The sequence below is a fragment of the Methanosarcina mangrovi genome (assembly GCF_052057765.1).
In the GTDB taxonomy this organism is placed as follows: Archaea; Halobacteriota; Methanosarcinia; order Methanosarcinales; family Methanosarcinaceae; genus Methanosarcina.
Window position 1 is genome coordinate 462,403 of sequence record NZ_CP195120.1, and the last position, 22,099, is coordinate 484,501.

Annotated in this window: 34 protein-coding genes and 1 riboswitch; of the genes, 11 read left to right on the plus strand and 23 right to left on the minus strand. The window is 42.7% G+C overall.

The annotated features are described in order from the left end of the window. Positions 1-277 precede the first annotated feature (277 nt). Positions 278-1,711, plus strand: coding sequence for a hypothetical protein (locus ACSAZL_RS02175; protein WP_440947117.1), 1,434 nt, complete (start codon positions 278-280; stop codon positions 1,709-1,711). Positions 1,712-1,786: 75 nt separating this feature from the next. On the opposite strand, the gene ACSAZL_RS02180 is transcribed toward ACSAZL_RS02175, so the two are convergent. Beyond that, the gene (locus ACSAZL_RS02180) at positions 1,787-2,107 is read right to left on the minus strand and encodes a DUF6951 family protein (RefSeq protein ID WP_440947118.1); all 321 of its coding nucleotides are present in this window, start codon (positions 2,105-2,107) and stop codon (positions 1,787-1,789) included. Positions 2,108-2,776: 669 nt separating this feature from the next. Beyond that, complete coding sequence (locus ACSAZL_RS02185) at positions 2,777-3,157, minus strand: DUF302 domain-containing protein (RefSeq protein ID WP_440947119.1); 381 nt, start codon at positions 3,155-3,157, stop codon at positions 2,777-2,779. 371 nt (positions 3,158-3,528) lie between these two features. On the opposite strand from ACSAZL_RS02185, the gene ACSAZL_RS02190 reads away from it, so the two are divergent. After that, positions 3,529-3,894 (plus strand): carboxymuconolactone decarboxylase family protein, encoded by a 366-nt coding sequence (locus ACSAZL_RS02190; RefSeq protein WP_440947120.1) that lies wholly within the window; start codon positions 3,529-3,531, stop codon positions 3,892-3,894. Between the two features lie 159 nt (positions 3,895-4,053). Here ACSAZL_RS02190 and arsB read toward each other — a convergent pair whose 3' ends face one another. The 6 genes from arsB to ACSAZL_RS02220 all read right to left on the minus strand — a co-directional run bounded on the left by arsB (position 4,054) and on the right by ACSAZL_RS02220 (position 8,122). Beyond that, positions 4,054-5,121 carry an ACR3 family arsenite efflux transporter gene (arsB, locus tag ACSAZL_RS02195; protein ID WP_440947121.1) on the minus strand — a complete coding sequence of 356 codons (1,068 nt, stop codon included), beginning with the start codon at positions 5,119-5,121 and terminating at the stop codon, positions 4,054-4,056. Beyond that, on the minus strand, positions 5,099-5,986 hold the full coding sequence (locus ACSAZL_RS02200; RefSeq protein ID WP_440947122.1) for a universal stress protein: 888 nt from the start codon (positions 5,984-5,986) through the stop codon (positions 5,099-5,101). The genes arsB and ACSAZL_RS02200 overlap by 23 nt, the downstream gene beginning before the upstream one ends. A gap of 49 nt (positions 5,987-6,035) precedes the next feature. Continuing rightward, entirely contained in the window at positions 6,036-6,302 is a 267-nt protein-coding gene (locus tag ACSAZL_RS02205) for a hypothetical protein (RefSeq protein WP_440947123.1), read from the minus strand. Then, positions 6,292-6,612 carry a DUF6951 family protein gene (locus ACSAZL_RS02210; RefSeq protein ID WP_440947124.1) on the minus strand — a complete coding sequence of 107 codons (321 nt, stop codon included), beginning with the start codon at positions 6,610-6,612 and terminating at the stop codon, positions 6,292-6,294. The genes ACSAZL_RS02205 and ACSAZL_RS02210 overlap by 11 nt, the downstream gene beginning before the upstream one ends. A 126-nt stretch (positions 6,613-6,738) precedes the next feature. Then, positions 6,739-6,969, minus strand: coding sequence for a thioredoxin family protein (locus ACSAZL_RS02215; protein WP_440947125.1), 231 nt, complete (start codon positions 6,967-6,969; stop codon positions 6,739-6,741). Positions 6,970-7,150: 181 nt separating this feature from the next. Next, a complete protein-coding gene (locus ACSAZL_RS02220) occupies positions 7,151-8,122 on the minus strand; it encodes a permease (RefSeq protein WP_440947126.1) in 972 nt (323 codons plus the stop codon). Between the two features lie 268 nt (positions 8,123-8,390). On the opposite strand from ACSAZL_RS02220, the gene ACSAZL_RS02225 reads away from it, so the two are divergent. Continuing rightward, the gene (locus ACSAZL_RS02225; protein ID WP_440947127.1) at positions 8,391-8,555 is read left to right on the plus strand and encodes a hypothetical protein; all 165 of its coding nucleotides are present in this window, start codon (positions 8,391-8,393) and stop codon (positions 8,553-8,555) included. 239 nt (positions 8,556-8,794) lie between these two features. On the opposite strand, the gene ACSAZL_RS02230 is transcribed toward ACSAZL_RS02225, so the two are convergent. The 4 genes from ACSAZL_RS02230 to ACSAZL_RS02245 all read right to left on the minus strand — a co-directional run bounded on the left by ACSAZL_RS02230 (position 8,795) and on the right by ACSAZL_RS02245 (position 11,361). Then, positions 8,795-9,055: an ArsR/SmtB family transcription factor gene (locus ACSAZL_RS02230; protein WP_440947128.1), complete on the minus strand. Its 261-nt coding sequence runs from the start codon at positions 9,053-9,055 to the stop codon at positions 8,795-8,797. 166 nt (positions 9,056-9,221) lie between these two features. Further along, on the minus strand, positions 9,222-9,605 hold the full coding sequence (locus ACSAZL_RS02235; RefSeq protein WP_440948761.1) for a putative zinc-binding protein: 384 nt from the start codon (positions 9,603-9,605) through the stop codon (positions 9,222-9,224). Between the two features lie 95 nt (positions 9,606-9,700). Continuing rightward, complete coding sequence (locus ACSAZL_RS02240) at positions 9,701-9,934, minus strand: thioredoxin family protein (RefSeq protein WP_440947129.1); 234 nt, start codon at positions 9,932-9,934, stop codon at positions 9,701-9,703. A 374-nt stretch (positions 9,935-10,308) separates the two neighbouring features. Further along, positions 10,309-11,361: a permease gene (locus ACSAZL_RS02245; protein ID WP_440947130.1), complete on the minus strand. Its 1,053-nt coding sequence runs from the start codon at positions 11,359-11,361 to the stop codon at positions 10,309-10,311. 483 nt (positions 11,362-11,844) lie between these two features. Here ACSAZL_RS02245 and ACSAZL_RS02250 point away from each other — a divergent pair, with 483 nt between their 5' ends. Further along, positions 11,845-12,108, plus strand: coding sequence for a YnfA family protein (locus ACSAZL_RS02250; protein ID WP_440947131.1), 264 nt, complete (start codon positions 11,845-11,847; stop codon positions 12,106-12,108). 58 nt (positions 12,109-12,166) lie between these two features. Here the strand turns inward: ACSAZL_RS02250 and ACSAZL_RS02255 are convergent, their stop codons facing one another. Both ACSAZL_RS02255 and crcB read right to left on the minus strand, forming a co-directional pair. After that, the gene (locus tag ACSAZL_RS02255) at positions 12,167-12,496 is read right to left on the minus strand and encodes a DUF190 domain-containing protein (protein ID WP_440947132.1); all 330 of its coding nucleotides are present in this window, start codon (positions 12,494-12,496) and stop codon (positions 12,167-12,169) included. Then, positions 12,493-12,888: a fluoride efflux transporter CrcB gene (crcB, locus tag ACSAZL_RS02260; protein WP_440947133.1), complete on the minus strand. Its 396-nt coding sequence runs from the start codon at positions 12,886-12,888 to the stop codon at positions 12,493-12,495. The genes ACSAZL_RS02255 and crcB overlap by 4 nt, the downstream gene beginning before the upstream one ends. 14 nt (positions 12,889-12,902) lie before the next feature. Then, positions 12,903-12,972: riboswitch (Fluoride riboswitch) on the minus strand. Between the two features lie 470 nt (positions 12,973-13,442). On the opposite strand from crcB, the gene ACSAZL_RS02265 reads away from it, so the two are divergent. From ACSAZL_RS02265 to ACSAZL_RS02275, 3 genes are all read left to right on the plus strand, one after another. Further along, positions 13,443-13,748, plus strand: a complete 306-nt coding sequence (locus tag ACSAZL_RS02265; protein WP_440947134.1) for a hypothetical protein — start codon at positions 13,443-13,445, stop codon at positions 13,746-13,748. After that, positions 13,723-13,896: a hypothetical protein gene (locus ACSAZL_RS02270; RefSeq protein ID WP_440947135.1), complete on the plus strand. Its 174-nt coding sequence runs from the start codon at positions 13,723-13,725 to the stop codon at positions 13,894-13,896. The genes ACSAZL_RS02265 and ACSAZL_RS02270 overlap by 26 nt, the downstream gene beginning before the upstream one ends. Before the next feature lie 83 nt (positions 13,897-13,979). Then, the gene (locus ACSAZL_RS02275; protein ID WP_440947136.1) at positions 13,980-14,822 is read left to right on the plus strand and encodes a class I SAM-dependent methyltransferase; all 843 of its coding nucleotides are present in this window, start codon (positions 13,980-13,982) and stop codon (positions 14,820-14,822) included. Between the two features lie 99 nt (positions 14,823-14,921). Here ACSAZL_RS02275 and ACSAZL_RS02280 read toward each other — a convergent pair whose 3' ends face one another. Then, a complete protein-coding gene (locus tag ACSAZL_RS02280; protein WP_440947137.1) occupies positions 14,922-15,068 on the minus strand; it encodes a hypothetical protein in 147 nt (48 codons plus the stop codon). A 40-nt stretch (positions 15,069-15,108) separates the two neighbouring features. Between ACSAZL_RS02280 and ACSAZL_RS02285 the strand changes: the two genes are divergently transcribed. From ACSAZL_RS02285 to ACSAZL_RS02295, 3 genes are all read left to right on the plus strand, one after another. Continuing rightward, a complete protein-coding gene (locus ACSAZL_RS02285) occupies positions 15,109-15,390 on the plus strand; it encodes a hypothetical protein (protein ID WP_440947138.1) in 282 nt (93 codons plus the stop codon). Positions 15,391-15,650: 260 nt separating this feature from the next. After that, positions 15,651-15,881: a hypothetical protein gene (locus ACSAZL_RS02290; protein ID WP_440947139.1), complete on the plus strand. Its 231-nt coding sequence runs from the start codon at positions 15,651-15,653 to the stop codon at positions 15,879-15,881. A 24-nt stretch (positions 15,882-15,905) separates the two neighbouring features. Beyond that, a complete protein-coding gene (locus ACSAZL_RS02295; RefSeq protein WP_440947140.1) occupies positions 15,906-16,061 on the plus strand; it encodes a hypothetical protein in 156 nt (51 codons plus the stop codon). 292 nt (positions 16,062-16,353) lie between these two features. On the opposite strand, the gene ACSAZL_RS02300 is transcribed toward ACSAZL_RS02295, so the two are convergent. The 8 genes from ACSAZL_RS02300 to ACSAZL_RS02335 all read right to left on the minus strand — a co-directional run bounded on the left by ACSAZL_RS02300 (position 16,354) and on the right by ACSAZL_RS02335 (position 20,731). Beyond that, positions 16,354-16,638 (minus strand): hypothetical protein, encoded by a 285-nt coding sequence (locus tag ACSAZL_RS02300; protein WP_440947141.1) that lies wholly within the window; start codon positions 16,636-16,638, stop codon positions 16,354-16,356. 152 nt (positions 16,639-16,790) lie between these two features. Beyond that, positions 16,791-17,090, minus strand: coding sequence for a sulfurtransferase complex subunit TusB (gene tusB / locus ACSAZL_RS02305; protein WP_440947142.1), 300 nt, complete (start codon positions 17,088-17,090; stop codon positions 16,791-16,793). A gap of 77 nt (positions 17,091-17,167) precedes the next feature. Further along, positions 17,168-17,512 carry a DsrE family protein gene (locus tag ACSAZL_RS02310; RefSeq protein WP_440947143.1) on the minus strand — a complete coding sequence of 115 codons (345 nt, stop codon included), beginning with the start codon at positions 17,510-17,512 and terminating at the stop codon, positions 17,168-17,170. 39 nt (positions 17,513-17,551) lie between these two features. Then, complete coding sequence (locus ACSAZL_RS02315; protein WP_440947144.1) at positions 17,552-17,932, minus strand: DsrE/DsrF/TusD sulfur relay family protein; 381 nt, start codon at positions 17,930-17,932, stop codon at positions 17,552-17,554. 37 nt (positions 17,933-17,969) lie between these two features. After that, on the minus strand, positions 17,970-18,776 hold the full coding sequence (locus ACSAZL_RS02320) for a (Fe-S)-binding protein (RefSeq protein ID WP_440947145.1): 807 nt from the start codon (positions 18,774-18,776) through the stop codon (positions 17,970-17,972). A gap of 60 nt (positions 18,777-18,836) precedes the next feature. Next, a complete protein-coding gene (locus ACSAZL_RS02325) occupies positions 18,837-19,019 on the minus strand; it encodes a hypothetical protein (RefSeq protein ID WP_440947146.1) in 183 nt (60 codons plus the stop codon). A 57-nt stretch (positions 19,020-19,076) separates the two neighbouring features. Further along, a complete protein-coding gene (locus ACSAZL_RS02330) occupies positions 19,077-19,874 on the minus strand; it encodes a (Fe-S)-binding protein (protein WP_440947147.1) in 798 nt (265 codons plus the stop codon). A 380-nt stretch (positions 19,875-20,254) separates the two neighbouring features. After that, complete coding sequence (locus ACSAZL_RS02335) at positions 20,255-20,731, minus strand: AraC family ligand binding domain-containing protein (RefSeq protein WP_440947148.1); 477 nt, start codon at positions 20,729-20,731, stop codon at positions 20,255-20,257. Between the two features lie 237 nt (positions 20,732-20,968). On the opposite strand from ACSAZL_RS02335, the gene ACSAZL_RS02340 reads away from it, so the two are divergent. Next, positions 20,969-22,048 (plus strand): iron ABC transporter substrate-binding protein, encoded by a 1,080-nt coding sequence (locus ACSAZL_RS02340; RefSeq protein ID WP_440947149.1) that lies wholly within the window; start codon positions 20,969-20,971, stop codon positions 22,046-22,048. Positions 22,049-22,099 lie beyond the last annotated feature (51 nt).

The following is a 22,099-nucleotide window of genomic DNA, read 5'->3' on the forward strand; positions in this document are numbered from 1 at the left end:
TATTAGTCAAGGTAGTATCACCCTGTTTTCACAGGATTACTCTAAAAATGGAGGTGTTCCGAATAACGTTTTCATGGCCAGACTTCAAGTGAATAAGCCCTATGACCGGCTATATTCAGCAATTTACGGGATACTGAAAGCGCAGGTTCTTTTTAACGGCTTTTCAAAAGGGTTAAAGTATAAAACTACGAAAAACCCCGGTTTATCTCCCTGCGGTTTGCTTCCGGATGCAGATATTGTTTTCGGTTCTGGAATAAATAGGTGCACGGGAAACTTAATGAAATCTCCAGATATCCACAGGTTCTGTGAAGCCGCTTCTTTTTCGCCTCTTCACTACCAGGGACAGCCAAGGCAAACAGGGTCGCTCTACATCTGCAGGCTTACACCAATGGTTAAATGTACCTATCACATCTCGATGGATATCAAGACGGACAATCCTCACAGTTTTGTTGAACTTAACAGCCCGGGTTCGAAGCTGGTAATTCAGGAGACAAATAACGGAATTATTTTAAAAAGTTATTTTGAAAGCTCTTCCGACGATATCGGGTCTGAAACCATATTTCTGGGAGATGCTGCCGAGAAGCTGGATTTCGAAATTACGTTTGACGGATGCAGCAAGACAAACACCATATTCGCAAAAGATGGAAAATATATCACGACTCCTTTTTATAATTTTGAGAAGCAAAGGCTTCCATATATTGATTTCTCTAACGGGTATCTCAAGTTCACATCTTTTCTCGCTGGAAAAGGAAGATACCTCGATGTCAATATATATCACATAAGCCAGAGGGCAGATCGAAAATTCATAACCGCAGTAGGGGATAGCACTCTTGTTCCTTTCGGGCTTGACGGGCCTCATGTAAGAAATACTACCGAGAAGGGTATACGCTACCTAAACAGCAAAAATAACAGAGGCACAATCTGGTTTGATATAGAGCTTCTTGAGCAGTGCAGTGAATCAGACCTTGAATACCTGCGTAATCTGGTTGTTAATAATTCGTGGGATACAGGAGTACACTACTCTGAAGAATTAAACAGCCTTTCTCATGAGCAGGCCTGTAAAGTGATGGATGAAGGATACTCATATGTTTATGAAAAAGTAGGAAAGAAGCCGACAAGCTGGTGCTCCATGAGAAACAGGGACAATGTTACACACGCAATTTATGCATATGAAAATCTGGGGATGTTCTGGAGAAACGGAGACTCGGGAATTCATGCGGAAAAAGATATTGGAAATCTGGATGATGATACCTGGGCATGGTGGGAGCCGGCATCTGAGGCAGGCATTGTTTATCCGGCTTTCACCCACGAACTCGACCTGGAGCCCGCTATAAAATACTCAATCAGCCGCTCAAAATTCCATAATTGGGTGGATAATTACAATTCAAATAAAATGACTATAGTATCGTTTTACGAATACAACCGGATAAGCCGTAATACGTATGATGCCAATTTTGACATTTTGAAATATACAGAAAATTTTTTTGTGTTTAATGCCCATACAAAAGGCTTTGATGCTCTGGTAAATATAAATATAAATGCTGGAGAAAACACCAGGGTCTGCGATAATACCTTAGGACAGTTTTTCAGTTACAAGCTCGAGCAGGATAAATCGATTACTTTCCGGGTTAAAAACAATCATACTTACAGTGTATATCTGGATAGCGATGATAAAGAGTGTGATTATTCTGTAGACTATCCTGTAGACTAATGGCGATTTCACGATATTTTTTGTAGGTCGGGTCTGCAGGCAGCTTTTTGTTGCCTGATCCCCTCACTTACAAGTTCAGATTTTATCGAATTCGATACAAATACTTCCAGCTTTTTTTGCAAGAGATCTTGCCATAAACCCGCTTTCAAGCTTGCAGAGGTTAAGCACGGCGCATGGGACCAGGCAGTTTGAGGAACACTGCGCTTCCTGTGCCCTATCGATCACGTAGTTGTTCTTGATGTCCAGGGTTTCCATCATGGGAATCTCCATATGCGAAAACTTTTTTATTTTTTCACAGGGGGTTTCGATATCTACAATAATCTTATCGCCTTTCATACTCCCCATAATTTTGTGGGTAAAGCCGCAGATGGTAGAGTTTACTGTAATTTCTGTCAAGTGCTTATCTCCTGATGTTTTTTTCTATGAGTTTTTTCTAAGCAATTTTCTTGGTGTTGCTTTTATGTTCTCTATTATGTTCTTGTTTTGTTCTCTAATGTTCTTGTTTTTCTATTTACTTTTTATTATTTTTCTCTGTTTTTTCTAGTGTAAGTAAGTTGAAGAGGACTCAAATTAAATTTAAAAATCTCCCATCTAATTTGATAATTGCTTCTTTAAAAACATCCCCTGAATATGTTCTGGTTTCTTCATAAAATGATGAAAGTTTCTACCCGGAGGAAGTTGTATCCTGCCGTTTTCATCAAAAAACATGAAATTCTTCAAATAACAGGCGCAAAGGAATAGAAGCACTTTTTCAAATCACAGTACTTTCATGCCAGGGATAGCCAGATGGTTTCTTCCTCCTGTTAAAGAAGAAACGACTTAAGAGCGACAAATACCTAATTATTTCAAGTTGCGGCTATCGAAAAAAAATAGGTGCAGCCCAGAGTCAGTGACAAAACAGAATCGGTTTTTAAGTCAAAATTCTCATTTGAGATCCGTTATTCTATGAATCTGTTTTATCATAATTTCAGCATCTTTTATGTTATTAACCGGTAATCGGATTTTTGCAGAGCCTGAACTCTTTAATCGACTGCTATTCTATGAAATTTCTCGGTATGTATCTGCTCATATATTTGCTATGACCCGCCCTAGACTTTCTTCTATTTCATCTGCGATTCCAATTAATTCCTTATTTTCAACAAGCCTGAACATTTCCTTCGGCCTGATTGCTGAGACAACGGTTTCATCACCGTCTGCATACACGATAACATTACAGGGTAGTAATAGACCTATGTTCATTTCACCTTCAAGGGCATTTTTTGCAAATTGCGGGTTACAGGCACCAAGGATTATATAATCAGTGAAATCGTAATCCAGTTTTTTCTTCAAGGTTTCTTTTACATCGATTTCGGTGAGAACACCAAAGCCCTCTTTTGCAAGCTCTTTCTTTACCTTTGCAATCGCTTCATCGTATCTCAAATTTGTTCGTGTTGTTATGTCGTACATACTGGTCGTTCCCCATAGATATATTCAGAGACGTGCTACTCATACTTATTTTGATTCGCAATGGATCAACTTTATTTTGCCCCATACGTCATTGGATAAGGTAGTATATAGATTTTAAAATCGGCTCTATAACTAACTGAAGTGTTTTGACGACTGTTTTCATTAAAATATGGGTATCCAGGATTTTTTCGAAGTTTTCCCGGAATTTGGGATTTCCTTTAAGTTTTTCCGGATTACCTTTACAGAGGGCTTTTCTATTTCTCTTTTATTATTTTTCCTTTTTCGATTCTTACTTTGAATATCAATGAAAATTGATATGTGGCTTTCTGTGTTTTATAGCCTGAAATTGTAACGTTAGGTGGAGGAATAAAATGCCATTCATGAACGAAATACTGCCTGATACTGCCGAAGCATTCGCAAAACTGAGAGATTCTATCTTTGAAGGTGGGGAACTTGACCGCAAGACCAAGGAGCTTATAGCCATCGCCTCTTCGGTCCTGATGCGCTGCCAGTACTGTGTTGATGTACATTCCCAGAGGGCTGTTGCTCATGGGGCAAGCAAGAAGGAGATCGCCGAAGCCATTGCTGTTGCCATGTTTATAGCCGGAGGCTCTCAACTCGGCTGGACAAACGTTTACGGTGAAAGCGTTTATGACCTTGTGTTCGGAGAGAAAAAGCCTGATAAGTCGGAAAAAGAGAAATTGGAAAAAGGGAAAGGGTGTTGCTGCGGGAACTGAAGAAAGGACTGAAAAAGGACTGAGAAAAATAGTTTAAACTTTGAGTTTGGATTCTTCAGTTAACGACTTATCAATTTATTTTATTACCTTTTCTGCTTTTTCCTTTCTGTTTTTTCATTTGTTTTTTCCTTTCTTCTTCTTTTTCTGATAAGAACCTCTTCAGAAGCTGAATTTTTCCCTGTTCCTGTTCATGATTTTCACAAGAGAAAGCATAACAGGCACTTCCACAAGGACTCCCACAACGGTTGCAAGAGCTGCCCCCGATTCCATTCCGAACAGGATTAAGGCCACGGCCACTGCCAGTTCAAAGAAATTACTGGCGCCGATGAAGGTCGAAGGCGCGGCTTCCCTGTAGGGAATTTTCAGGTATTTTGCTCCTGCATACCCGATCCCGAAGATCAGATAAGTCTGCAGTACCAGAGGGATCGCGATCAGGAGAATGTGCAGAGGGTAATTTATAATGTTATCTCCCTGGAATATGAAAATAAGGACCAGAGTTATTAAAAGGCCGGCAGGAGTAACCCACTGGATTTTTCGGATCAGCCGGTCCTCAAACCAGGTAATGCCTTTTTTCCTTATCAATACCTGCCTTGTCAGCACGGCAAGGCCGAGAGGAATTGCCACATAAAACAGGACCGAGACGAAGATCGTCATTAGAGGGACCGGAAAATCGGTTGTGACCCCGAGGAGAAACTTTCCCAGCGGAGCGAACAGGACCAGAATAATAAGGTCGTTTACCGAAACCTGAATCAAAGCATAGTTAATATTGGCTCTTGCAAGGTACGTCCAGACCAGGACCATAGCAGTGCAGGGAGCAAGCCCGAGAAGGATCATGCCTGCGATATACTGCGCCTGAAGGTCCGCAGGAATCAGGGCTTCAAAGATCACGCGCATAAAGAGCCATGCCACAAAAGCCATTGTAAAAGGCTTGATTGCCCAGTTTACGATAAGGGTTAGAAGGAGAGGCTTTAAATTTGCTTCAACATTCAGGATTTCTTCAAAATTAATCTTAAGCATGATAGGATACATCATAACCAGAAGTACGAAAGCTACCGGAATTGAGACATTTGCAATCTCAATGCCGCCAAGGGCGTCCGCAAAACCCGGAAACAGGTAACCGATTGCAGTTCCGACTATGATACAGACTGCAACCCAGACCGAGAGATATTTGCTGAAGAAATCAAGCTCCCTTTCTTCCTCCTCTTCAGGCATAAGCTTCTCCTTCATCCCACCCTTCTTCCTCGAATTCTTTGCTTGCGGGGACGATCAGCACGGGCTTTGTGGTTTTCCGGAGTACGTTTTCTGCCGTGCTTCCGAGCAGGAGGTCCAATAAAGCTCCTTTTCCGCGAGCAGTCAGCATGATCAGGGTAATATCTTCTATGTCGGCAAACTTGACGATTTCATCGGACGGGATGCCTTCAACGACAAGGTACTGGCTTCTTATGCCTTCAAGCCGCTCCTTTATTTTTCGGAGCCTTTCTTTTACCTCTTCTCTCTGTTCGTCCAGCAGGTCCATATCTTTTATGTCATCTATTACATGAAGGAACAGAACTTCCTTTACGATCCCTTTTAATTCCTGAAGCTGTTCTATTGCCTTCATAGCCTCTTTTGAAAAGTCGAGAGGTACAAGAATCCTGGAGAAAGTTGCCCTGCAAGCCTTCTCATAAACTTCCTTTCCTTCTTTCAGAGCCCCATACTTTTCAACCAGCAGCATTTTCTTTGAACTGCGGGCTATGTATTCCGTAGTTCTCCCGAGAAGCTTCCCCTTTATGAAGCCTTCGGTGGTAGCTCCCATTATTATCGCATCAACTTCTTCCCGGTCTGCGATCTCCGTAATTGTACTTTTCACATCTCCAATCACTACCAGAGGTTCGGTTTCCAGTCCGAGCTCCCTAGCAAAATTTGCATAATCCTCAATCCTGTCTTCTGCATTCCGTTCAAACATAGGGGCAAGCCCCTGGCTTTTATGTATGTCCACTACATGCAGCAGGATAACTTTCTTCAAGCCGGCGTTTTTAAGTTCCCCTATGCAGCCGAGCAAATCTTCCGTTTCGATGGTAAAATCCACAGGAACAAGTACTGTGCTTATCATCTACTGACAAAGCCCCCTTCCGTTTCGGTCGCTTCTCAGGGCTTACTTTTCAGTACCCTGTAACTTTCTGCTGACTCCAGTTTATAATTATGTCTTTATCACTAATAGCTTGATGCACTGAAGTGAAAAAAGAAGAGGTGTTTTTAAATGAGGTGGCATTTCCAAAAGGAGAATGATGTTTAAAAGGAGAACCATCTGTAAAATAAAGAACTTTTTTAAGCGAAGAAATGTCTGGGAATAAGGTTCTGCCCAAAATTTCAAGATCTGAAGGGTTCGGGGCCGGACCCTTAATCCTCGGAAAAACTTCAGACTTCATCAAAATCGATACTGAGGCTTCCTGCTTTTTTTGCCAGGGACTTCGCCAGAAAACCGCTTTCCAGCTTGCAGAGGTTAAGCACCCCGCAGGGAACCAGGCAGTTTGAACAGCATTTCGCCTCTTTGGCCCTGTCCATCACATAGTTGTCTTTGACGTCCATGGTTTCCATCATGGGAACTTCAAGATGCGAGATTTTCTTTATTTTTTCACAGGGAGTTTCGATATCCACAACAATATTTCCTCCTTTCATGCTCCCACGGAGCTTGTGGGTAAAGTCGCATATTGCGGAGTTGACAGTAATTTCAGCCATATAAGTACCTCAACTCATTTTTGAATTCAACTTTCAGATATCTGGAAAGCTATTGATCAATATTTCCCCAGAGTCCAGTCTTCCTGGTAAAATAACCCCAGTTCGGGTCTGTCCGGCTCAGGACCTTCATTCAATCCATTTCCGGATTTCTTTTTCATCAGGAACTTTGCCTGCAAGTTTAACTTCTCCATCAACCACGACCGCAGGAGTTACCATCACGCCGTAGTTCAGGATCGTTTCTATATCCTCAACTTTTACGACTTCAGCTTTCTTTCCGGTTTCAGCAAGGACTTTCTCGATAGCTTCCTTTGTTTTCTTACATTTTGCACAGCCTGTACCCAGGATCTCAATCTTCATATTTTTCACCTTTTTCTATCTTCTTTTCTTCTTTCTGATTTTTTCAATTTTTCGGATAATATTTCTTTTTCTTAACCAACATTTTGAGTGTTTTTAATTGTCAGAATTCAGAATTTTGATTCCAGTATTATGAAATCCAGTATTTCTGGCATAACAACGTTAGCTTTACCCAACATTGGTGTTACAGTAGTATGTTAAACAGGTATCCCGTGAAGATGATCGAAAGCGCCACAATTGAAACAAAGATTGCAATCAACTCCTTTTTCAGCACCTTCTTGAGGATGACCATTTCGGGCAAAGATACGGCTGTTACCGACATGAGGAATGCCAGCGAGGTCCCTATAGGAAGTCCTTTCCCGATCAGGCTTTCCATAATGGGTATCATACCCATCACATTTGAGTAGAGGGGTACGCCCACAAGAACCGCTATCGGAACTGCAAGCAAATTGTCCTTCCCTGCGTATTTTTCGAGGATACCTTCAGGAGCATACCCGTGGAAGATGCCTCCTATGCTGACTCCTATGATCACGTAGATCCAGACCCTTCCTACGATGTCTTTAACACCTTCGAAAGCAGTTTTGGCTCTCTCTTTCACAGTCATTTTCTCTTGTTCGGATGCCTGTTTTCCGACTTTTATTTTGTAGACGAATTCTTCAACGTACCTTTCCAGCTTCAGGAGGCCAATCATATAGCCACCAAATACGCCGAGTACAATCCCCGAGAATACATAAATTGCAGTTGCTTTTAAGCCAAGAGTTGCCCAGAGAACTGCCACGGCAGCTTCGTTTACCAGAGGGGAGGTAATCAGGAAGGAAAAAGTTACTCCAAGAGGAACCCCGGCTTCTACAAATCCGATAAAGAGGGGCACTGAGGAGCACGAACAGAACGGAGAGACCGTCCCTATAAGGGAAGCTATCAGGTGGTAGCGAAGCCCTTTCTTGCCTCCGAGTACCTTCCTGGTTTTTTCCGGGGTGATATAGGTCCTGAAGTAGGAGATCACAAAAATCATCACGGAAAGCAGGACGAAGATTTTTAGCACGTCATAGATAATGAAGTTTACACTGGCTGCAAAGTGTGTAGCGGGTTCAATCCCGAAAACCTCGTATGTCAGTTTGTCTGCGACCCATTGCAGGGGATAAAAGATATCAGCCATTTTGAGTTCCTTCTTTCTGTTTATTTTTGCTTATTTTGGACACTCATTTTCATCTTATTATATCAATATACATTGATATGCTGTTACTTTGATATAAACCTGTCGCTTCGATGAAACTTTTTACAGAAATACTTGAGTCAGAACCCGAATCTCCGATCACAGCAAAATCTCAAAATAAGCTGAGTTCTATATTTTATTCCGGAATTTCTGAGCACGAAAAGAGATATTCACATTAAGCCGGGATAAAAATTCTAACTGAGGTTCTAAAATGGTTATACATTCCATCTGTGGGAAGGATGAGTATTCGCTGCTGAAAGTAAAGCATAGGGAACTTGGCACAATAAAGCTCTGCTTTGAATGCTGGGAAGTGGAGAGGGGCAACCAGAACCTTCTTCCTTCGTGCAGTGGCGACTGTGACGGTTGCCGTTATTAATCTCTATCTTGATTTTTCCGGCACATGCGAGCTCGTATGGGATTTAATATGTGGGATGGGATTTGATATGTGGGATGGGATTTGATATGGGAGTTTCCTTATTATTGGAACGTAACTGAAATAAAGACTAAAAAATGGTTAGGAACCATAAAAGGGTCAAAGAAATAGAAAAGGGCTGAAGTACAAAAAGGGCCAAATTACTAAAAAAGCTAAAAAGGATTAATGAACTGAAATAGAATTTATTCTTCCACTATTTTCAAAATTTCCCGGATTTTTTCGTTATCTATGGAATAAAGCCTCATCTTCCCGTCTTTTCTCACCTTGATGATGCCCCAGTCCTGCAATTTTGCCAGGTGCATCGAGGTATTGGACTGGGTCTTTCCTATTAGGTCAGGGATCTCACAGGCGCAACGCTCTCCTTCCAGCAGGACCTTGATGATTTTGTATCTCGTTTCTTCACTTAAGGCTTTGAAGAGCTGTATGTTTTCTTTTTCGTTCATATCAATGAATGATGATATATTTGGATATATAGTTTTCTGAATTTTGATTGCTGGAAAATTAGTGAGTTTTAGCAGAAGATGAAAATGAAGATGAAAATGAAAACAAGATGAAAACGAAAATAAGATGAAAAAAGAAAATAAGATGAAAAAAGAAAAAAGGTTGAGATCACTCGGACTGCAGGATCTCCATAACTTTCCCAAGGACTTCAGCAACTTCTTCGTCCTTCAGGTCTCTGTCTTTTGTTTTCTTAATTCCGAGGTCGGAAATTACTATCTGGCGGTCAACCTTGAAGCCTGCCAGTTCCATGGTTTTGGTTGCGCAGTTTACCGGACAGCCGTCGATGGTCATAATCCTGTCGGAAGATTCGGCGGACTTCATGAGTCCGGGGGCTCGGGCTCCTATTCCTACTGTACACATCAGGTTTCCTATTCCCTGTTTTTCGAGTTCGATTGCAATTTTATTTGAGAGTTGGCCGACATTTGCCGCTCCCACACAGGGGAAAATCGCCACGTTTGCCGAACCACACGCACATTTTGTTTCTTCTGCCATTTTTTTCACACTTCCTTAATCTGGTTTTAATTATCGATTTTAATTTTCGATTTCAATTTTGGTTTCTATTGGTTTTTCAGGTCGTTGTATGCCCGTTATTTTGTAATCCATTTCTTGATATCTTCTACACTCGGGACCTTACCTGCGACTTTAACATCGCCGTCAATCACAAGGGCAGGGGTGACCATGACCCCGTATTCCAGGATTTTGTCAAAATCTTCTACCTTGACAATTTCCGCATCCACGCCTGCTTCCTTGACGGCTTTTTCTGCCAGTTCTTTGGTCTTGTTACACTTTGCACAACCTGAACCCAGTACTTCTATTCTCATGTGTTTCACCTTGTTACTTGATTCTGTTAATTTGATAGCTTTATGTAATTATTTAGGGCCCATTTAGGAGACTCATTTAGGAGACTCATTTAGGAGACTCATTTAGGAGACTCATTTAGGAGACTCATTTAGGAGACTCATTTAGGACTCATTTAGGAGACTCATTTAGGAGACTCATTTAGGAGACTCATTTAGGAGACTCATTTAGGAGACTCATTTAGGAGACTCATTTAGGACTCATTTAGGACTCATTTAGGACTCATTTAGGACTCATTTAGGACTCATTTAGGACTCATTTAGGACTCATTTAGGACTCATTTAGGACTCATCTAGGACTCATTCAGGACTCTATTTTATTTCACTCAATCGAACTTTTATGCGAACATGCTCCCGAAAACGTAGCCTGAAAAGGTTGCAATCAAAACTACAAGGCAGATGTAGGTCATGCCTTTTTTTACGCCCATGATCCTGTTGATTACTATCATGTTAGGAAGGCTGAGAGCAGGACCTGCAAGGAGCATGGCAAGGGAAGGGCCTGCCCCCATTCCAAGCAGGGTCAGGGCTTTGATGATTGGCACTTCCGTAAGGGTTGAGAAATACATCAGGGCTCCGGCTACGGAAGAGATGAAATTTGAAGTCAGGGAGTTTCCGCCCACAAAGGCTGCTACATACTCTTTTGGGAGCACCACAACCGCAATCCCTGCAAAGAAGACCCCCAGTAGGAGCAGGGGAGTAATCTGCTTTACCAGGAACCAGGTTTCTCCCATCCAGTTGTTGATTTCCTCTTTTGAAAACCACCTGTATGAGAGATATGCAGTAAGTCCGATCAGGGGAGCCCAGGCAAGTATCTGAAGCGTGTACTCCCAGCCCCAGGAGGACATTAATTCGGGGGCTACGAGGACGACTATGAGCAGGACGAAAAGTTGAACGCTGTGTTTGTGCTCTGCTTCTCCGAAGGTTTTTATGGGCTTTCTTTCCGTGTCTTTCCTTTCATAGGCAAGAGACATTATTATGCCCACAAGTACGGAAAGGGTCACTGCTGCAAAAGCCCGGGCTGCTCCCAGGTCATATCCCAGGATCTTTGCAGTGTAGACAATTGCAAGGATGTTGATTGCAGGGGCTGAAAACAAAAAAGTAGTTGCAGGGCCTATGCCTGCTCCTCGCTTGTAAATTCCTGCAAAAAGGGGAAGGACCGTGCAGCTGCAGACCGCAAGCAGGCAGCCTGAAACCGCAGCTACCGTATAAGAGACATATTTTGGGGCGTCTGCTCCGAAAAACTTCAGCACCGATTCCTTGGAAAAGAGGGAGGCAATAGCGCCAGCCAGGAAAAAGGCAGGCACAAGGCACATCAGCACATGGAGTGCCAGGTACTCCTGCACGGACTGAAGCCCTACTGATATGAGATAAGTGAGATAATCAAGAGTCATTTTTCCACCGGGGGGATTTTCCAGTTTTATCCTGTCATTTCAAATCTATTTGAAAGAACCTATATAAAATTTCCTATTTCAAATTTATTTGAAACAACTTCCCGTCCAGTCTATATTTGCTCTCGGGTTTTCAACTCTTTAAACCCAGTTTACATTCTTCTGGAGCTTAAGAGCTAATGTTGCTGTTTATTCTCTTCAGAACTGCTGTTTATTCTTTTTAGGGCTGTTGTTGTTTATTCTCTTCAGAACTGCTGTTTATTCTTTTTAGGGCTGTTGTTGTTTATTCTCTTCAGAACTGGATTCTCTGTAAAACGGTCCCCTTGACGCTTATGATCTGATAGGCATCCTGATAATTCTTCCCGAAGTCTCAATTATCTATTACTGGCCAAGAAAGGAGGATGCTGCATTATTGAGCTGGGAATTTCCCTTTGTCCTTTTTTCCTGGCCGTCCTGTTTGAAATAAGAGGCGGATACCTGATCTGGTTGTGGTTAAGGGGTAATATGAGAGCAGTATTCGGGCTCCTGGGTGGGCTGATGTTAGCTGTCTGCGGAATCATTCCAACCTCTCAGCCAGCACATTTCGGCAGAATTTATGCTGCACACGGAGGGATTTTCATTGTTTTCTCTCTGATCTGGGGCTTTTTTGTCGATAAGAAGATACCTGACATTTATGAAATTATAGGGGTAATGATAGCGTTTGTGGATGTTTTCATTATGTTTTATGTCTCTCGTTATAGGTCGATATAGTGTCATCAGCTTCTGTAATTTTTAAACTCCCCGGCAAAGAATATCTGATTTCTTTTTGTCAAGATCCATAAAACACAATTTTTACCTTTTCTTCTGTAACCAAACCCTGGGTAATTATCTCGTCTAACTTCGGCCTGATCTTAGCAATGTTTTCTTCTGTATCAGCAACTTCAATGAGTATTGGCAGGTCGGTTGATAAGCGAAGTATAGAGGTTGTATGAATGTAGCTCTGTTTCCCAAAACCTGTAATTCCTCTAAAAACAGTTGCTCCTGCTATCCCTTCCTCTTTAAGCATCTCAACTATATGCATATATAGCGGCTTGCCTTTGTGTTTATCAGACTCTCCTATGAATATCCTCAATAGTATTGCTGACGACTCCCTTTTCATTTAATCCACCTCAGGTATGCGGCTAAATTCAAGGCTGAAACCTTTCCTAAATATACTGCAAATATGGAAAATAATACCGTTGCCACTATATTCATTGTTAATTGCATTAATTTTGAACTTTCTAATAATCTGAAAGATTCATAACTAAATGTTGATAATGTTGTAAAGGCACCTAGCAAACCGATTGTCAGGAATATTCTTGTTTCTTCGCTAAACAGTCCTTGGTATTCAGAAAGATACATGACCAAACCTAAAAAGAAACTCCCCACGATGTTTACAACCAAAGTACCTAACGGAAAATTAACAAAACTGTTCTGCACCCACCCACTTAAGGAATATCTCAGGACGGCGCCTATAAAACCACCTATGCCTATTAATAGAATTGTATACATGTCAACACCATGATAGTTGTGTAGAAGTCATCAGCATAAGCGGTTTTGACAATTATCAGGGTGGACCTCATCACCATTGTTACAGAGGTTTAATGATGGTGAAATAGTTTGCGCAAAAATAATGGTCTGTACAAAACTTTACTCTTTCTCTTTGCTTATGCAAATTTACCTCTAACTATGTCGTGCTTAAGGCTTGTAGCTTTCCATTTTTATAGAGTAGAGATATTTATTTCATAAAAACCGAATAAGACGGAAAGAATCAAACATGCTTCAGCTATTCAAATCAATAGATTTCGGAATGATAACTCTGAATCAGGTCGAAAATGGAGCATGGATTATTTCTTCTTTCTTTCCTTTTCTCTCCCTTTCTTCTCCACATCTGGTAATTTTTAATTTCATATTCTTGTGATTATTTGCTAATAAAAACGAAATATATATGTATTACAATTAATTAAATTAGAAAAGTAAGGTATTTTATGTGAATATTTTTGCCTTATGTACTAACTTAGCCCGCGACCCCGATGCGTATCATATTTTCCGGAGCAGTATGTTAGATGACTGAATATACGAAACTGAATAATATTTTCAAAAGGAAAGGGTGGGAAGAAGTTGAGGGTTTTTCTGAGCTGCATAAAATCTTCATTATTGCGGCACTTGCACAGGACACACCGCTGATGTTTCTTGATGAACCCCCCGCCGCCCTTGATTTTCAGAACCAGATGCATATCTGGGAAATCATGTGTGAGATCGCAGAAGAGGGAAAAGCAATCCTAGCCTGCAGCCACGATCCCAACCATGTCGCGTGGTTCTGTGACCGTGTAGTGGTCATGGCTGATGGCACTGTCCATCTCAAATGGTAAGCCAAAGGAGGTCATTACAGAAGAGGGGCTGGGCAGAATTTACGAAAATACCTGTACTGTCCGATCAATGGCTGACACTCAGATGGTTATTCCCCTCTGCATTGCTGCCGGAGATTGCAGTGCTTCGGAAAAAATGACGACGATCTGATAAAATGACAATGATCCAATATGCTGCTCACGAATTCAAGGTCAGCAGCCAAGTTATATAGAGTCTGGAAGGAGAAAAAAGAAATGGATATTCACGAGATTGACTGGAACGAGGTCTGGAAAGACCTCCATGAGCAGAACCTTTCCAGAAGAGGGAAAGGAGAGTGCGCATCAATATGGGAATCCCGGGAGAGTGCCCTTGAATTTCTCGAGCGTTCAAGCAAAAACCCTCAAAGAGTTGCCAAGATCTTTTCCGATCTGGGAGCAGGACCTGCTTCCAGGGTGCTTGATGTCGGAGCCGGGCCTGGAACCCTTGCAGTGCCCCTTGCCTCCCGCTGTGCCCACGTGACTGCCGTGGAACCTGCTGCAGGCATGGTTGAGGTCATGAAGGAGTTCGCCCAAAAAGAAGGGGTTGAGAACCTGGAGATCGTTTCAAAGCGGTGGGAAGACGTTGACCCTGAAGAACTTTCGGGCCCTTATGACGTCGTATTTGCCTCATACTCCCTGGGAATGCCGGACATCCGTGCAGCCGTGGAAAAGATGTGCAAACTGGCAACAAAGCGCGTTTGTCTCTACTGGTTTTTGGGAAGTTCCCCCTGGGAACAGTGGATGATTGACCTCTGGCCAGCCCTGCACGGTCAGGAATACCGTTCCGGGCCAAAGGCCGACGTGCTTTTCCATGTCCTCTATGACATGGGAATCTACCCGAATATGGAGACGTTACAGTTGCTGTACAGCCGCAAATTCCCCGACTTTGATGCGGCTGTCGAGAACTTCAAACGGGAATACAATGTTGAGACAGATGCCCAGGAAAAAATACTCAGGGAATATCTCTCTTCCGTCCTGAAGGAAGAAGGAGGTGAATTCGTTCTTTCCGAAAATTCAATGCGCGTAAAACTCTGGTGGGAGGTGGACCAATGCGCTTAATGCCCTTTTTGTCCTCGTCGGTGTACTCCTTGCAGCTCTTCTTGCTTCAGGATGTGTCGACACTGCGGAAACTTCTTCAAGTTCCGATCTCTCTGATTCCTAACTCTCCAGTTCCGCTTCCTCTGGCTCCGAGTTATCCACTCTGGTGCAGTACCGCACGGTTACCGGCATGCGGGGAAAGGGGACCGTTATCCCCTCAGAACCGTAAAGGGTTGTTGCCATTAGCAGGTCGTTAATTGATACCACAATGTATATCTTCGGGTAGAAAACCGGATCGAGGAGGGGAGTGTACGATAAACCGCTTCAGATGGGCCAGTACATGTGGAACGGAACCGATTATACGGTGAACACCCGGATAGGTAAAATCCTCAACCCGGGGCTTGACAACGTTACGAATGTGGGAGGTTTCGGCGGTTCCTATGATCCTCCTAACGTGGAGACAATTGCATCCCTCAACCCTGATCTCCTCATTCTCCGGTACTTTGAGGATCAGGACGAGAACACGGAGAAGTTTATCTCCCAGATAGAGGCGATGGAGAGGCGATGGGTATCTCTGTTGTGGTGCTGAAGTACCTTCCTGTTACGAAGAACCCAGTGTGGAAACCATGTACGAAGAAATAAGGCTACTGGACGATGTTTTTGGAAAAGAGGACGAAGCAGAATAGATCGTGGAGACTGTCAGTTCGCGTGTGGAGTTCATTCGCAGCTGGACGGCCGGATATCCCCTGAGGAGGAGCAAAAAAGGGTGCTGTACTTCGTCCTACAGAGGCCAAAGACAAAAGTGGGGCAGGTTACGCTTTCGGCTCAGGATCAACCGAGGTGGCTATGATGGAAGAAATTATCAATTCCCCCAGCGCGTATACCGAGCCCGGCATGAACATGGTTTCCGCTGAGCAGATACTTTCCCTGACCCGGACAAGATCATTTTGTGCACCCGGAGCGGATACCACTCCCCGCGCCAGCTCTATGAAGATTCCCAGTACAGCACCATCCAGGAACTTCGGGCACTCCGGGAAGGGGGAAGGTTACTCTCTCGCAGCCACGCCCTGCAAATCCTAAAGGCTAGAATTTCCGATCAACCTGATGATCGAGGCAAAAGCCGTTTATCCCGAGCGTTTTTCCGACGTGGAACTCGAACCCTGGATCAGGGACTATTTCGTTGAGCTTTACGGCACCAACGAAACCAAAACGGATGAACTCATGGACGCTCTGATGCTTGAATATCTGGAGATTGTCTGACCCAGCTTCCGAATTACGATGGTAATAATGTCCGGAAAATCAAACCTGGATCATCAGGTTCAGAAAATTGATTCGAAAAGCAAGGTTGGGAACTCCGGGCTGGTAATAATTTTGGGAAATTTAGCCTGCAGTTAAGGAATGGGAAGTAGAGGAGGAAAATAGAGAAAAGAATACTTCATTTTTCTCTACTTTATTCCGTTACCCATTTTCTTATTTCTTCAGGGGTCAGCACCTTGCCTGCTTCGACGCTGCTGTTCATATCAATAAAGGCATCCGTGTATGAGTGTGTTTTTTATTTCCCCGCATCTTTTTTAGCCTCTTTTGCCACGTTTTTAATCATTTCCCCGACCATCGTTGCTTTTTCGCAGTGAGACGCTTCTTTTGGTTTGCAGTTTATGAGGACGCTCATCAGTTTGTCCGCGGTCTTATAAAATTTCATATCTTCGAGCCTGACCAGAACGTCGGACAGGTTTTCGCTAAATTCCCTGCATTTTTCGTGGTCGCAGACTGCCTGCTCGTGCAGACGGCTCACCCGTTCCAACTCCTCGATAACCTCACGTGGGAGTTTTTCAGCCATATAAAACAGTCCTGTACGGTGAACTTATATTATTGAAGCTTTTTATTTTCCGGGCTAAGGTAAAAATACACGTTAGAAACTGTAAAGCCCATTAAATATTTCAAAAATTGTAGTGCCAGTCAGCACATATTAAAATGTATGGTGTCAATTATTTAAAAAGTATATGCCTGCCTGCAGTGTTCCATCAGATCCTCGATAAAAGCCGCATAAAAGTCATCCGGAACTGTAACCTTTTTTCTCCCTTTTATTGCTCTGGCTTCGAGGTCTTCCTGACAGGCGTAAACTGTGCACCCTGGCAACTCCTGTATTCCTGAAAGAAGGTGATATACTCCGTCTCCTGCAAGGTAGAGCCTGGCATTTCCTGAGCGAGCAGCCAGTTTGAGGCACAGCTCCGATCGTGTACTGAAAGGAGGTTTTGTCAGCAGGAATACATCATGTTCTTCTCGTTTCATATTATTGCTCCCGTCTATACTTAAGCAAACCCCTGTTTTCCCTGTCAATAGATGTAGATTTTTAATGAGTCACTTCTTTAAAATAAGATCACACAGTCCGAGTTTTCCATTGCTTCGAGAAAGTCCTCTTCATCGGCAAGTTCGATGGTCTCTATCAGGGTTTCCTCAAAAAGTCCCCTCTCAACCAGTGAGGGTTCGTGCACAAGTACTTTTAACTCTCCATACGAATAGAGAATATCCGAAAGGTTCGGCAAACCAAGTTTTGTGCTATCCTGCCCAGCAGCTACAAGATAAACCCCGTCTCCGTAAAGGCCAAGAGTCACATCCATCCTGTCAAGGCTCACAGCAGCCGCATTCAATGCTCCAAAGGCTTTTTCACTGCCGTATGGGGCGGCATCCAGCAGATAGAAAACTGATTCCATCGTTTAAACCTCGTTTGTTCAAACCTCGTTTCAGTGAGTTTATCTTGACAGTGAGATTACTCTATCACTCTTGCTCAGCATTTCAGAGAGTTCATAAAGACTGGAGATTTTTATTCCGGGAATGTAGTCTCTGCAGTTACTTTCGTTCTCAAGACCTTCTTCTGCAATATAGCTTCTTGCAGCGGCACATCGGGCACATGCTCTGATTACAGCCCCTTTCTCTGCGAGTCCGATGAAAAGTTCGCTTGCATTAGTAAAAAAGGAAGGCTTCTGGCCTTTTTTGGGGATGTGCACCGAGTCCAGGTATAGGAATATGTTCACCTGATATTGTTTAAGCGCTTCTTCAGCAAGTTTGAAGGCAATTTCAGCGTATTCGGATATATAAGGGCCATCAGTAAGCACTATGGTCAGTGTCTTCAAAATTCCCTCCAAATAAATAATATTTTATTATTAGGGTTTAGATGTAATCGGCCAAAACCTGTAGACGCTCCTGATTTCCTGCGTATTCCGGCTCTTTAAGGAGTGTACACCTGTCCAGAGCTACCTGTCTGGCCATAAGCTTGATGGCAAAGCTGTAACACCCCTGTTCGCCGCATTTGCAACAGTTGGTCTGGGGCAGGTATTTGTACACCTCAGTGAGATCGACCTTTATCTTTTCCCTGGGGGCTGGAGCTACACCTTTTGCAATAGCTTCATTGATAATGCTCTTCAGACTTTCAAGTTCTTCTTTAGCTTCATCCTCTTTTTTAATCATCCTGATAGAAACCTTTCCACTGCCGTAAATAGTTATGATAATTTCTCCCTTTTGAATTATCAGGCTATCTTTTCTATCCGAATAATTACTTCTGGGAAAGAGGGGCTCAAAGAGTTTCAAGATTCCACCCAGCGGTGGAGTCATATTCGCACTCACTCTGAGTCTTGAGGAATCGGCTATACAGGGCGAAAGCTGTCTGATCCTTGCAATCTCTATTGGTTTTGCCTGAGAGAAGTCTACAGTTTTCTCCTCAACATTTTCTGTTTTATTCTTAAGGAAACTCTTGCCATATTCGCTTAGCTTCACAGTTTCTTCTTCTAATTCAATCAGGCCTGCCTGTTGCAAAATCCTGAGGTGAAAATCAAGTGTTTCCTTCCCGATTATCTCTCCTATTTCCCCGGTACTTCTACAACCGTCCGCCAGGAAGTTAATTATCTTCCTCCTGGTACCGTTGGCCATAGCAAAATTTACGAGTTTTGTCTCATTCGGGTTTTCCGACACCTTTAACACCTGCTGAAGCTATTTCTGCCAGCAACCTCTTATGAAGCTATTTCTGCTAGCAACCTCTTATTATGGCATACTATTCACAAGCTTCGTTACAGTCCCTGCCTCCACAATTCCTGAATAACAATCTCTGAATAACAATCCCTGAATAAAATTTGCCTGCCCGATAAAACAGAATAAATTTTCAGGCAATTTTAGTGTATTTGGAATATAAGGGCCATCAGTGAGTATTATGGTCAGCGTCTTCAAAGGTTCCTCCGGTTAAAGTGGTATTTTTCAAATAACTGCAGTTCAGGTACCTGTAACTCAAATATATGCACTCAGAACCTGCAGGTGTTCGAAGTTGGTTGCATAGCCTGGTTCTTTGAGAGGCGTGCACTTCTCCAGGTTTGTTTCTCCGCTCATGAGTTTTATGGCAAAGGTGTAACAGCTCTGTTCGCTGCACTTCCCGCAGTTGGTCTGGGGCAGGTATTTGTAGATCTCCATGGGTTCGACCCTGACTTTTTCTCTGGGAACCGGGGCTACACCTTTTGCTATTGCTTCATTGATAATACCCCTAAGGTTCTCAAGGGCTTCTCTGGCTTCATTCTCGTTTTTAATCATCGTCATGGTGACTTTTCCGGTGCCGTAAATAGTAGTAATAATTTCTCCTTTTTGCGTTATCAGAGCACTTATTCTGTCCGAATATCTGGCTCTGGGAAAGAGGGGCTCAAGAACCTTCAGGTTTCCTCCCAGAGGAGGAGCCATATTTGCGATTACCCTGAACTTTGAAGAGTCAGCTATGCAGGGCAAAAGCTGTCTGACCTCAGCAATCTCGACCGGTTTTGCCTGTGAGAGGTCTGCATTTTTCTCCGCGCCTTTGTCTTCCTTCCCTTTAAGGAAATTTCTGCCATACTCACTTAGCTTTACGGTTCCTTCTTTGATCTCTATCAGGCTCGCCTGCTGCAGAACCTTGAGATGAAAATCGAGCATTGTCTTCCCGATCTCCTCTCCGATTTCCTCCGTACTCTTCTCACCAGCCTCCAGGAAGTTCATTATCTTCCTTCGGGTGGCGTTGGACATTGCATTATTTACCAGCTTTATCTCGTTCGGATTTCCCGGCATCTTTACCACCTGCAAGAATCCTGAAAAATTTTCCCGCATTTTTTCCTGATGCTCAGCGCTATCAGGTATCGTGAATCTCAAAAATAAAGTCAAATTCTTCTAATCAGTATGGAGCCCTCAATTTTTTCCAATCAATTATGGAAGCTTCAAATTCTTCCGATTGATTCTGAGGTCCTCTAATTCTTCTATTTAATTATTGGATCCACTTCTTAAAAACCCGAAAGCCGGATATCAAAAAAAATTGATATGAAAGTTGAGATCAGCTTATTTACCTGTCCTTTATTTTTTCCTTTTCATGTAAGTCTATATGCAGCTTATCCTATCTGGTTGCATGAGCCTTCCCAAAAGAATCCTGGAAAGGTTGTTAAACCACTCAGTAACTACTTTTCTATCAGTTTTACCTTTTCCGGAAACAACCTTGCCGGGTGATTCATGGGCAGGGCTGATATTTTAAATATCTCACCTTTTTGTTCATTTTCACTCAGTCTACATTTCAAACCTTCAAGGTATTTCAGGAACTCTTCAGGGTAGCTTTCTCCTTCAAATTTGATTATCAAAAGAGTGGCCGGGTTAGCAAACGGCACTTCATAGCCGGTTTCTATGTTAGGGGGCATGAAAAATAGAGAGCCTTCCTTCATATGGTAACGTTTTCCTCCACTATTAAGTACCCATTCTCCTTTTGCTGTATATATAATGCTTTCAGTGGGGTGTGTATGAGGCTCACAGTACTGATCCGGGTACATAACAATGTAATGTGCCGAACCTTTGTTTCCGGAGATCAAAGGGCCAATTTTGCCCTCCAGCGTCTCGACACCAGGAGAGTTTTCTATCGAGTCCAGAACTGTCAATTTTTTCATGTTCTTCACTCCTCTTTGAAAATTAGGATCCCTTTCTAATTTTTTCTGCTTAGAGTATTACAAATTTAGATAAAAAGATTACTTATTTTTACTTTTTCATTCTTTTTGGTGGTTAAATTTTTAGAAATGGTATTAAATAGTAATCTTTTTAAATTAACTAATAGCACTATTAGTTAAAAAATAAAGGAAATTGCTACTATGAACGTTAAGTTCTCTTTCCGTTTAACTCTTCTAATTATGCTTGCATTAACTGTCGTTTTCAGTGGGTGCATTTCTCAAAGCTCTCCTGAAGAAACCTCAATTAGCGAGGAAAAAAATACCGTAACGGTTCAGGATTCTGCCGGAAGATACGTTGAAGTCCCATATCCCGTAGAGAAAATTGTGGTCTTATGGGATAACCCGCCTGAAGAACTACGCTCTCTGGATGCAATTGACAGGATAGTGGGGATTGATGCGGAAACAAAGAAAAAAGTTGACAGTGGTTTTTTCCCTGAACTTGCAGATGTGCCGGTTGTTGGAACCTGGGACGAACCCGACTACGAGAAGATAGCGGAACTCAATCCGGATGTTGTCATCATGCTATCGAGTTATCCTCCTTTGCCAGATGACGTTCAGAAGAAACTGGAGCCTTTTGGGATTGCTGTAGTCGGACTGGATTTTTATATGGTGGATAGCTGGGAAAGAGAGGTCAGGACCCTTGGATTCATGCTTGGTGAAGATGAAAAAGCCGATGAATACATAAGTTTTTTCACTGACGAATGGGCAATGATAAAAGAGCGGACAAAAGACATCCCTGATGAAGAAAAAAAGAAAGTTTACTTTGAAGGGCTTGATCCGTATTTGACCTACGGTGGTGCAGATTACGGGTGCGGGATTCCCGGAATGGTCCGAGCTGCCGGAGGAATAGACCTCTTCCCTGAAATTTCAGCTTATTCTTTTGAAGTTGATCCGGAAGAAATTTCCCTGAGAAACCCGGATGTGATCCTGAAAGGTACTACTTCTGGATATTTGAGTAACACGTCTGAGTTTTCGGAAATTCAGCAGGACGTGGCAGGCAGGCCGGAACTTGCGAATACGAATGCTGTAAAAAACAGTAATGTATTTGTTATAAGCTGGGAAGTTGCAGCAGGTTCAAGAAAAAAGTTTGGCCCGATGTATCTTGCAAAAGCCCTATACCCTGAAATGTTTGAAGATTACGACCCCGATCTTATCACTCAAAAATATTTTGAAGATTATCAGGGGATAAATTATCAGGGGATTTATCTCTATCCCAGCCTGAACGCCAGCCTGAACGAAACTGAAAATACGGTTCTTTAAAATGTTTCCGAAAGTTAAACCTGGTGTCTGATCATCAAAGATTTTCACATC

Coding starts and splice junctions, on each gene's coding strand:
- ACSAZL_RS02175 (WP_440947117.1), top strand. CDS start 278: ATGAAATCTCCAGATATCCACAGGTTCTGTGAAGCCGCTTCTTTTTCG.
- ACSAZL_RS02185 (WP_440947119.1), bottom strand. CDS start 3,157: ATGTACGACATAACAACACGAACAAATTTGAGATACGATGAAGCGATT.
- ACSAZL_RS02190 (WP_440947120.1), top strand. CDS start 3,529: ATGCCATTCATGAACGAAATACTGCCTGATACTGCCGAAGCATTCGCA.
- arsB (WP_440947121.1), bottom strand. CDS start 5,121: ATGAAGGAGAAGCTTATGCCTGAAGAGGAGGAAGAAAGGGAGCTTGAT.
- ACSAZL_RS02200 (WP_440947122.1), bottom strand. CDS start 5,986: ATGATAAGCACAGTACTTGTTCCTGTGGATTTTACCATCGAAACGGAA.
- ACSAZL_RS02205 (WP_440947123.1), bottom strand. CDS start 6,302: ATGAAGTCTGAAGTTTTTCCGAGGATTAAGGGTCCGGCCCCGAACCCT.
- ACSAZL_RS02210 (WP_440947124.1), bottom strand. CDS start 6,612: ATGGCTGAAATTACTGTCAACTCCGCAATATGCGACTTTACCCACAAG.
- ACSAZL_RS02215 (WP_440947125.1), bottom strand. CDS start 6,969: ATGAAGATTGAGATCCTGGGTACAGGCTGTGCAAAATGTAAGAAAACA.
- ACSAZL_RS02220 (WP_440947126.1), bottom strand. CDS start 8,122: ATGGCTGATATCTTTTATCCCCTGCAATGGGTCGCAGACAAACTGACA.
- ACSAZL_RS02225 (WP_440947127.1), top strand. CDS start 8,391: ATGGTTATACATTCCATCTGTGGGAAGGATGAGTATTCGCTGCTGAAA.
- ACSAZL_RS02230 (WP_440947128.1), bottom strand. CDS start 9,055: ATGAACGAAAAAGAAAACATACAGCTCTTCAAAGCCTTAAGTGAAGAA.
- ACSAZL_RS02235 (WP_440948761.1), bottom strand. CDS start 9,605: ATGGCAGAAGAAACAAAATGTGCGTGTGGTTCGGCAAACGTGGCGATT.
- ACSAZL_RS02240 (WP_440947129.1), bottom strand. CDS start 9,934: ATGAGAATAGAAGTACTGGGTTCAGGTTGTGCAAAGTGTAACAAGACC.
- ACSAZL_RS02245 (WP_440947130.1), bottom strand. CDS start 11,361: ATGACTCTTGATTATCTCACTTATCTCATATCAGTAGGGCTTCAGTCC.
- ACSAZL_RS02255 (WP_440947132.1), bottom strand. CDS start 12,496: ATGAAAAGGGAGTCGTCAGCAATACTATTGAGGATATTCATAGGAGAG.
- crcB (WP_440947133.1), bottom strand. CDS start 12,888: ATGTATACAATTCTATTAATAGGCATAGGTGGTTTTATAGGCGCCGTC.
- ACSAZL_RS02265 (WP_440947134.1), top strand. CDS start 13,443: ATGACTGAATATACGAAACTGAATAATATTTTCAAAAGGAAAGGGTGG.
- ACSAZL_RS02270 (WP_440947135.1), top strand. CDS start 13,723: ATGGCACTGTCCATCTCAAATGGTAAGCCAAAGGAGGTCATTACAGAA.
- ACSAZL_RS02275 (WP_440947136.1), top strand. CDS start 13,980: ATGGATATTCACGAGATTGACTGGAACGAGGTCTGGAAAGACCTCCAT.
- ACSAZL_RS02290 (WP_440947139.1), top strand. CDS start 15,651: ATGGAAGAAATTATCAATTCCCCCAGCGCGTATACCGAGCCCGGCATG.
- ACSAZL_RS02295 (WP_440947140.1), top strand. CDS start 15,906: ATGATCGAGGCAAAAGCCGTTTATCCCGAGCGTTTTTCCGACGTGGAA.
- ACSAZL_RS02300 (WP_440947141.1), bottom strand. CDS start 16,638: ATGGCTGAAAAACTCCCACGTGAGGTTATCGAGGAGTTGGAACGGGTG.
- tusB (WP_440947142.1), bottom strand. CDS start 17,090: ATGAAACGAGAAGAACATGATGTATTCCTGCTGACAAAACCTCCTTTC.
- ACSAZL_RS02310 (WP_440947143.1), bottom strand. CDS start 17,512: ATGGAATCAGTTTTCTATCTGCTGGATGCCGCCCCATACGGCAGTGAA.
- ACSAZL_RS02330 (WP_440947147.1), bottom strand. CDS start 19,874: ATGCCGGGAAATCCGAACGAGATAAAGCTGGTAAATAATGCAATGTCC.
- ACSAZL_RS02335 (WP_440947148.1), bottom strand. CDS start 20,731: ATGAAAAAATTGACAGTTCTGGACTCGATAGAAAACTCTCCTGGTGTC.
- ACSAZL_RS02340 (WP_440947149.1), top strand. CDS start 20,969: ATGCTTGCATTAACTGTCGTTTTCAGTGGGTGCATTTCTCAAAGCTCT.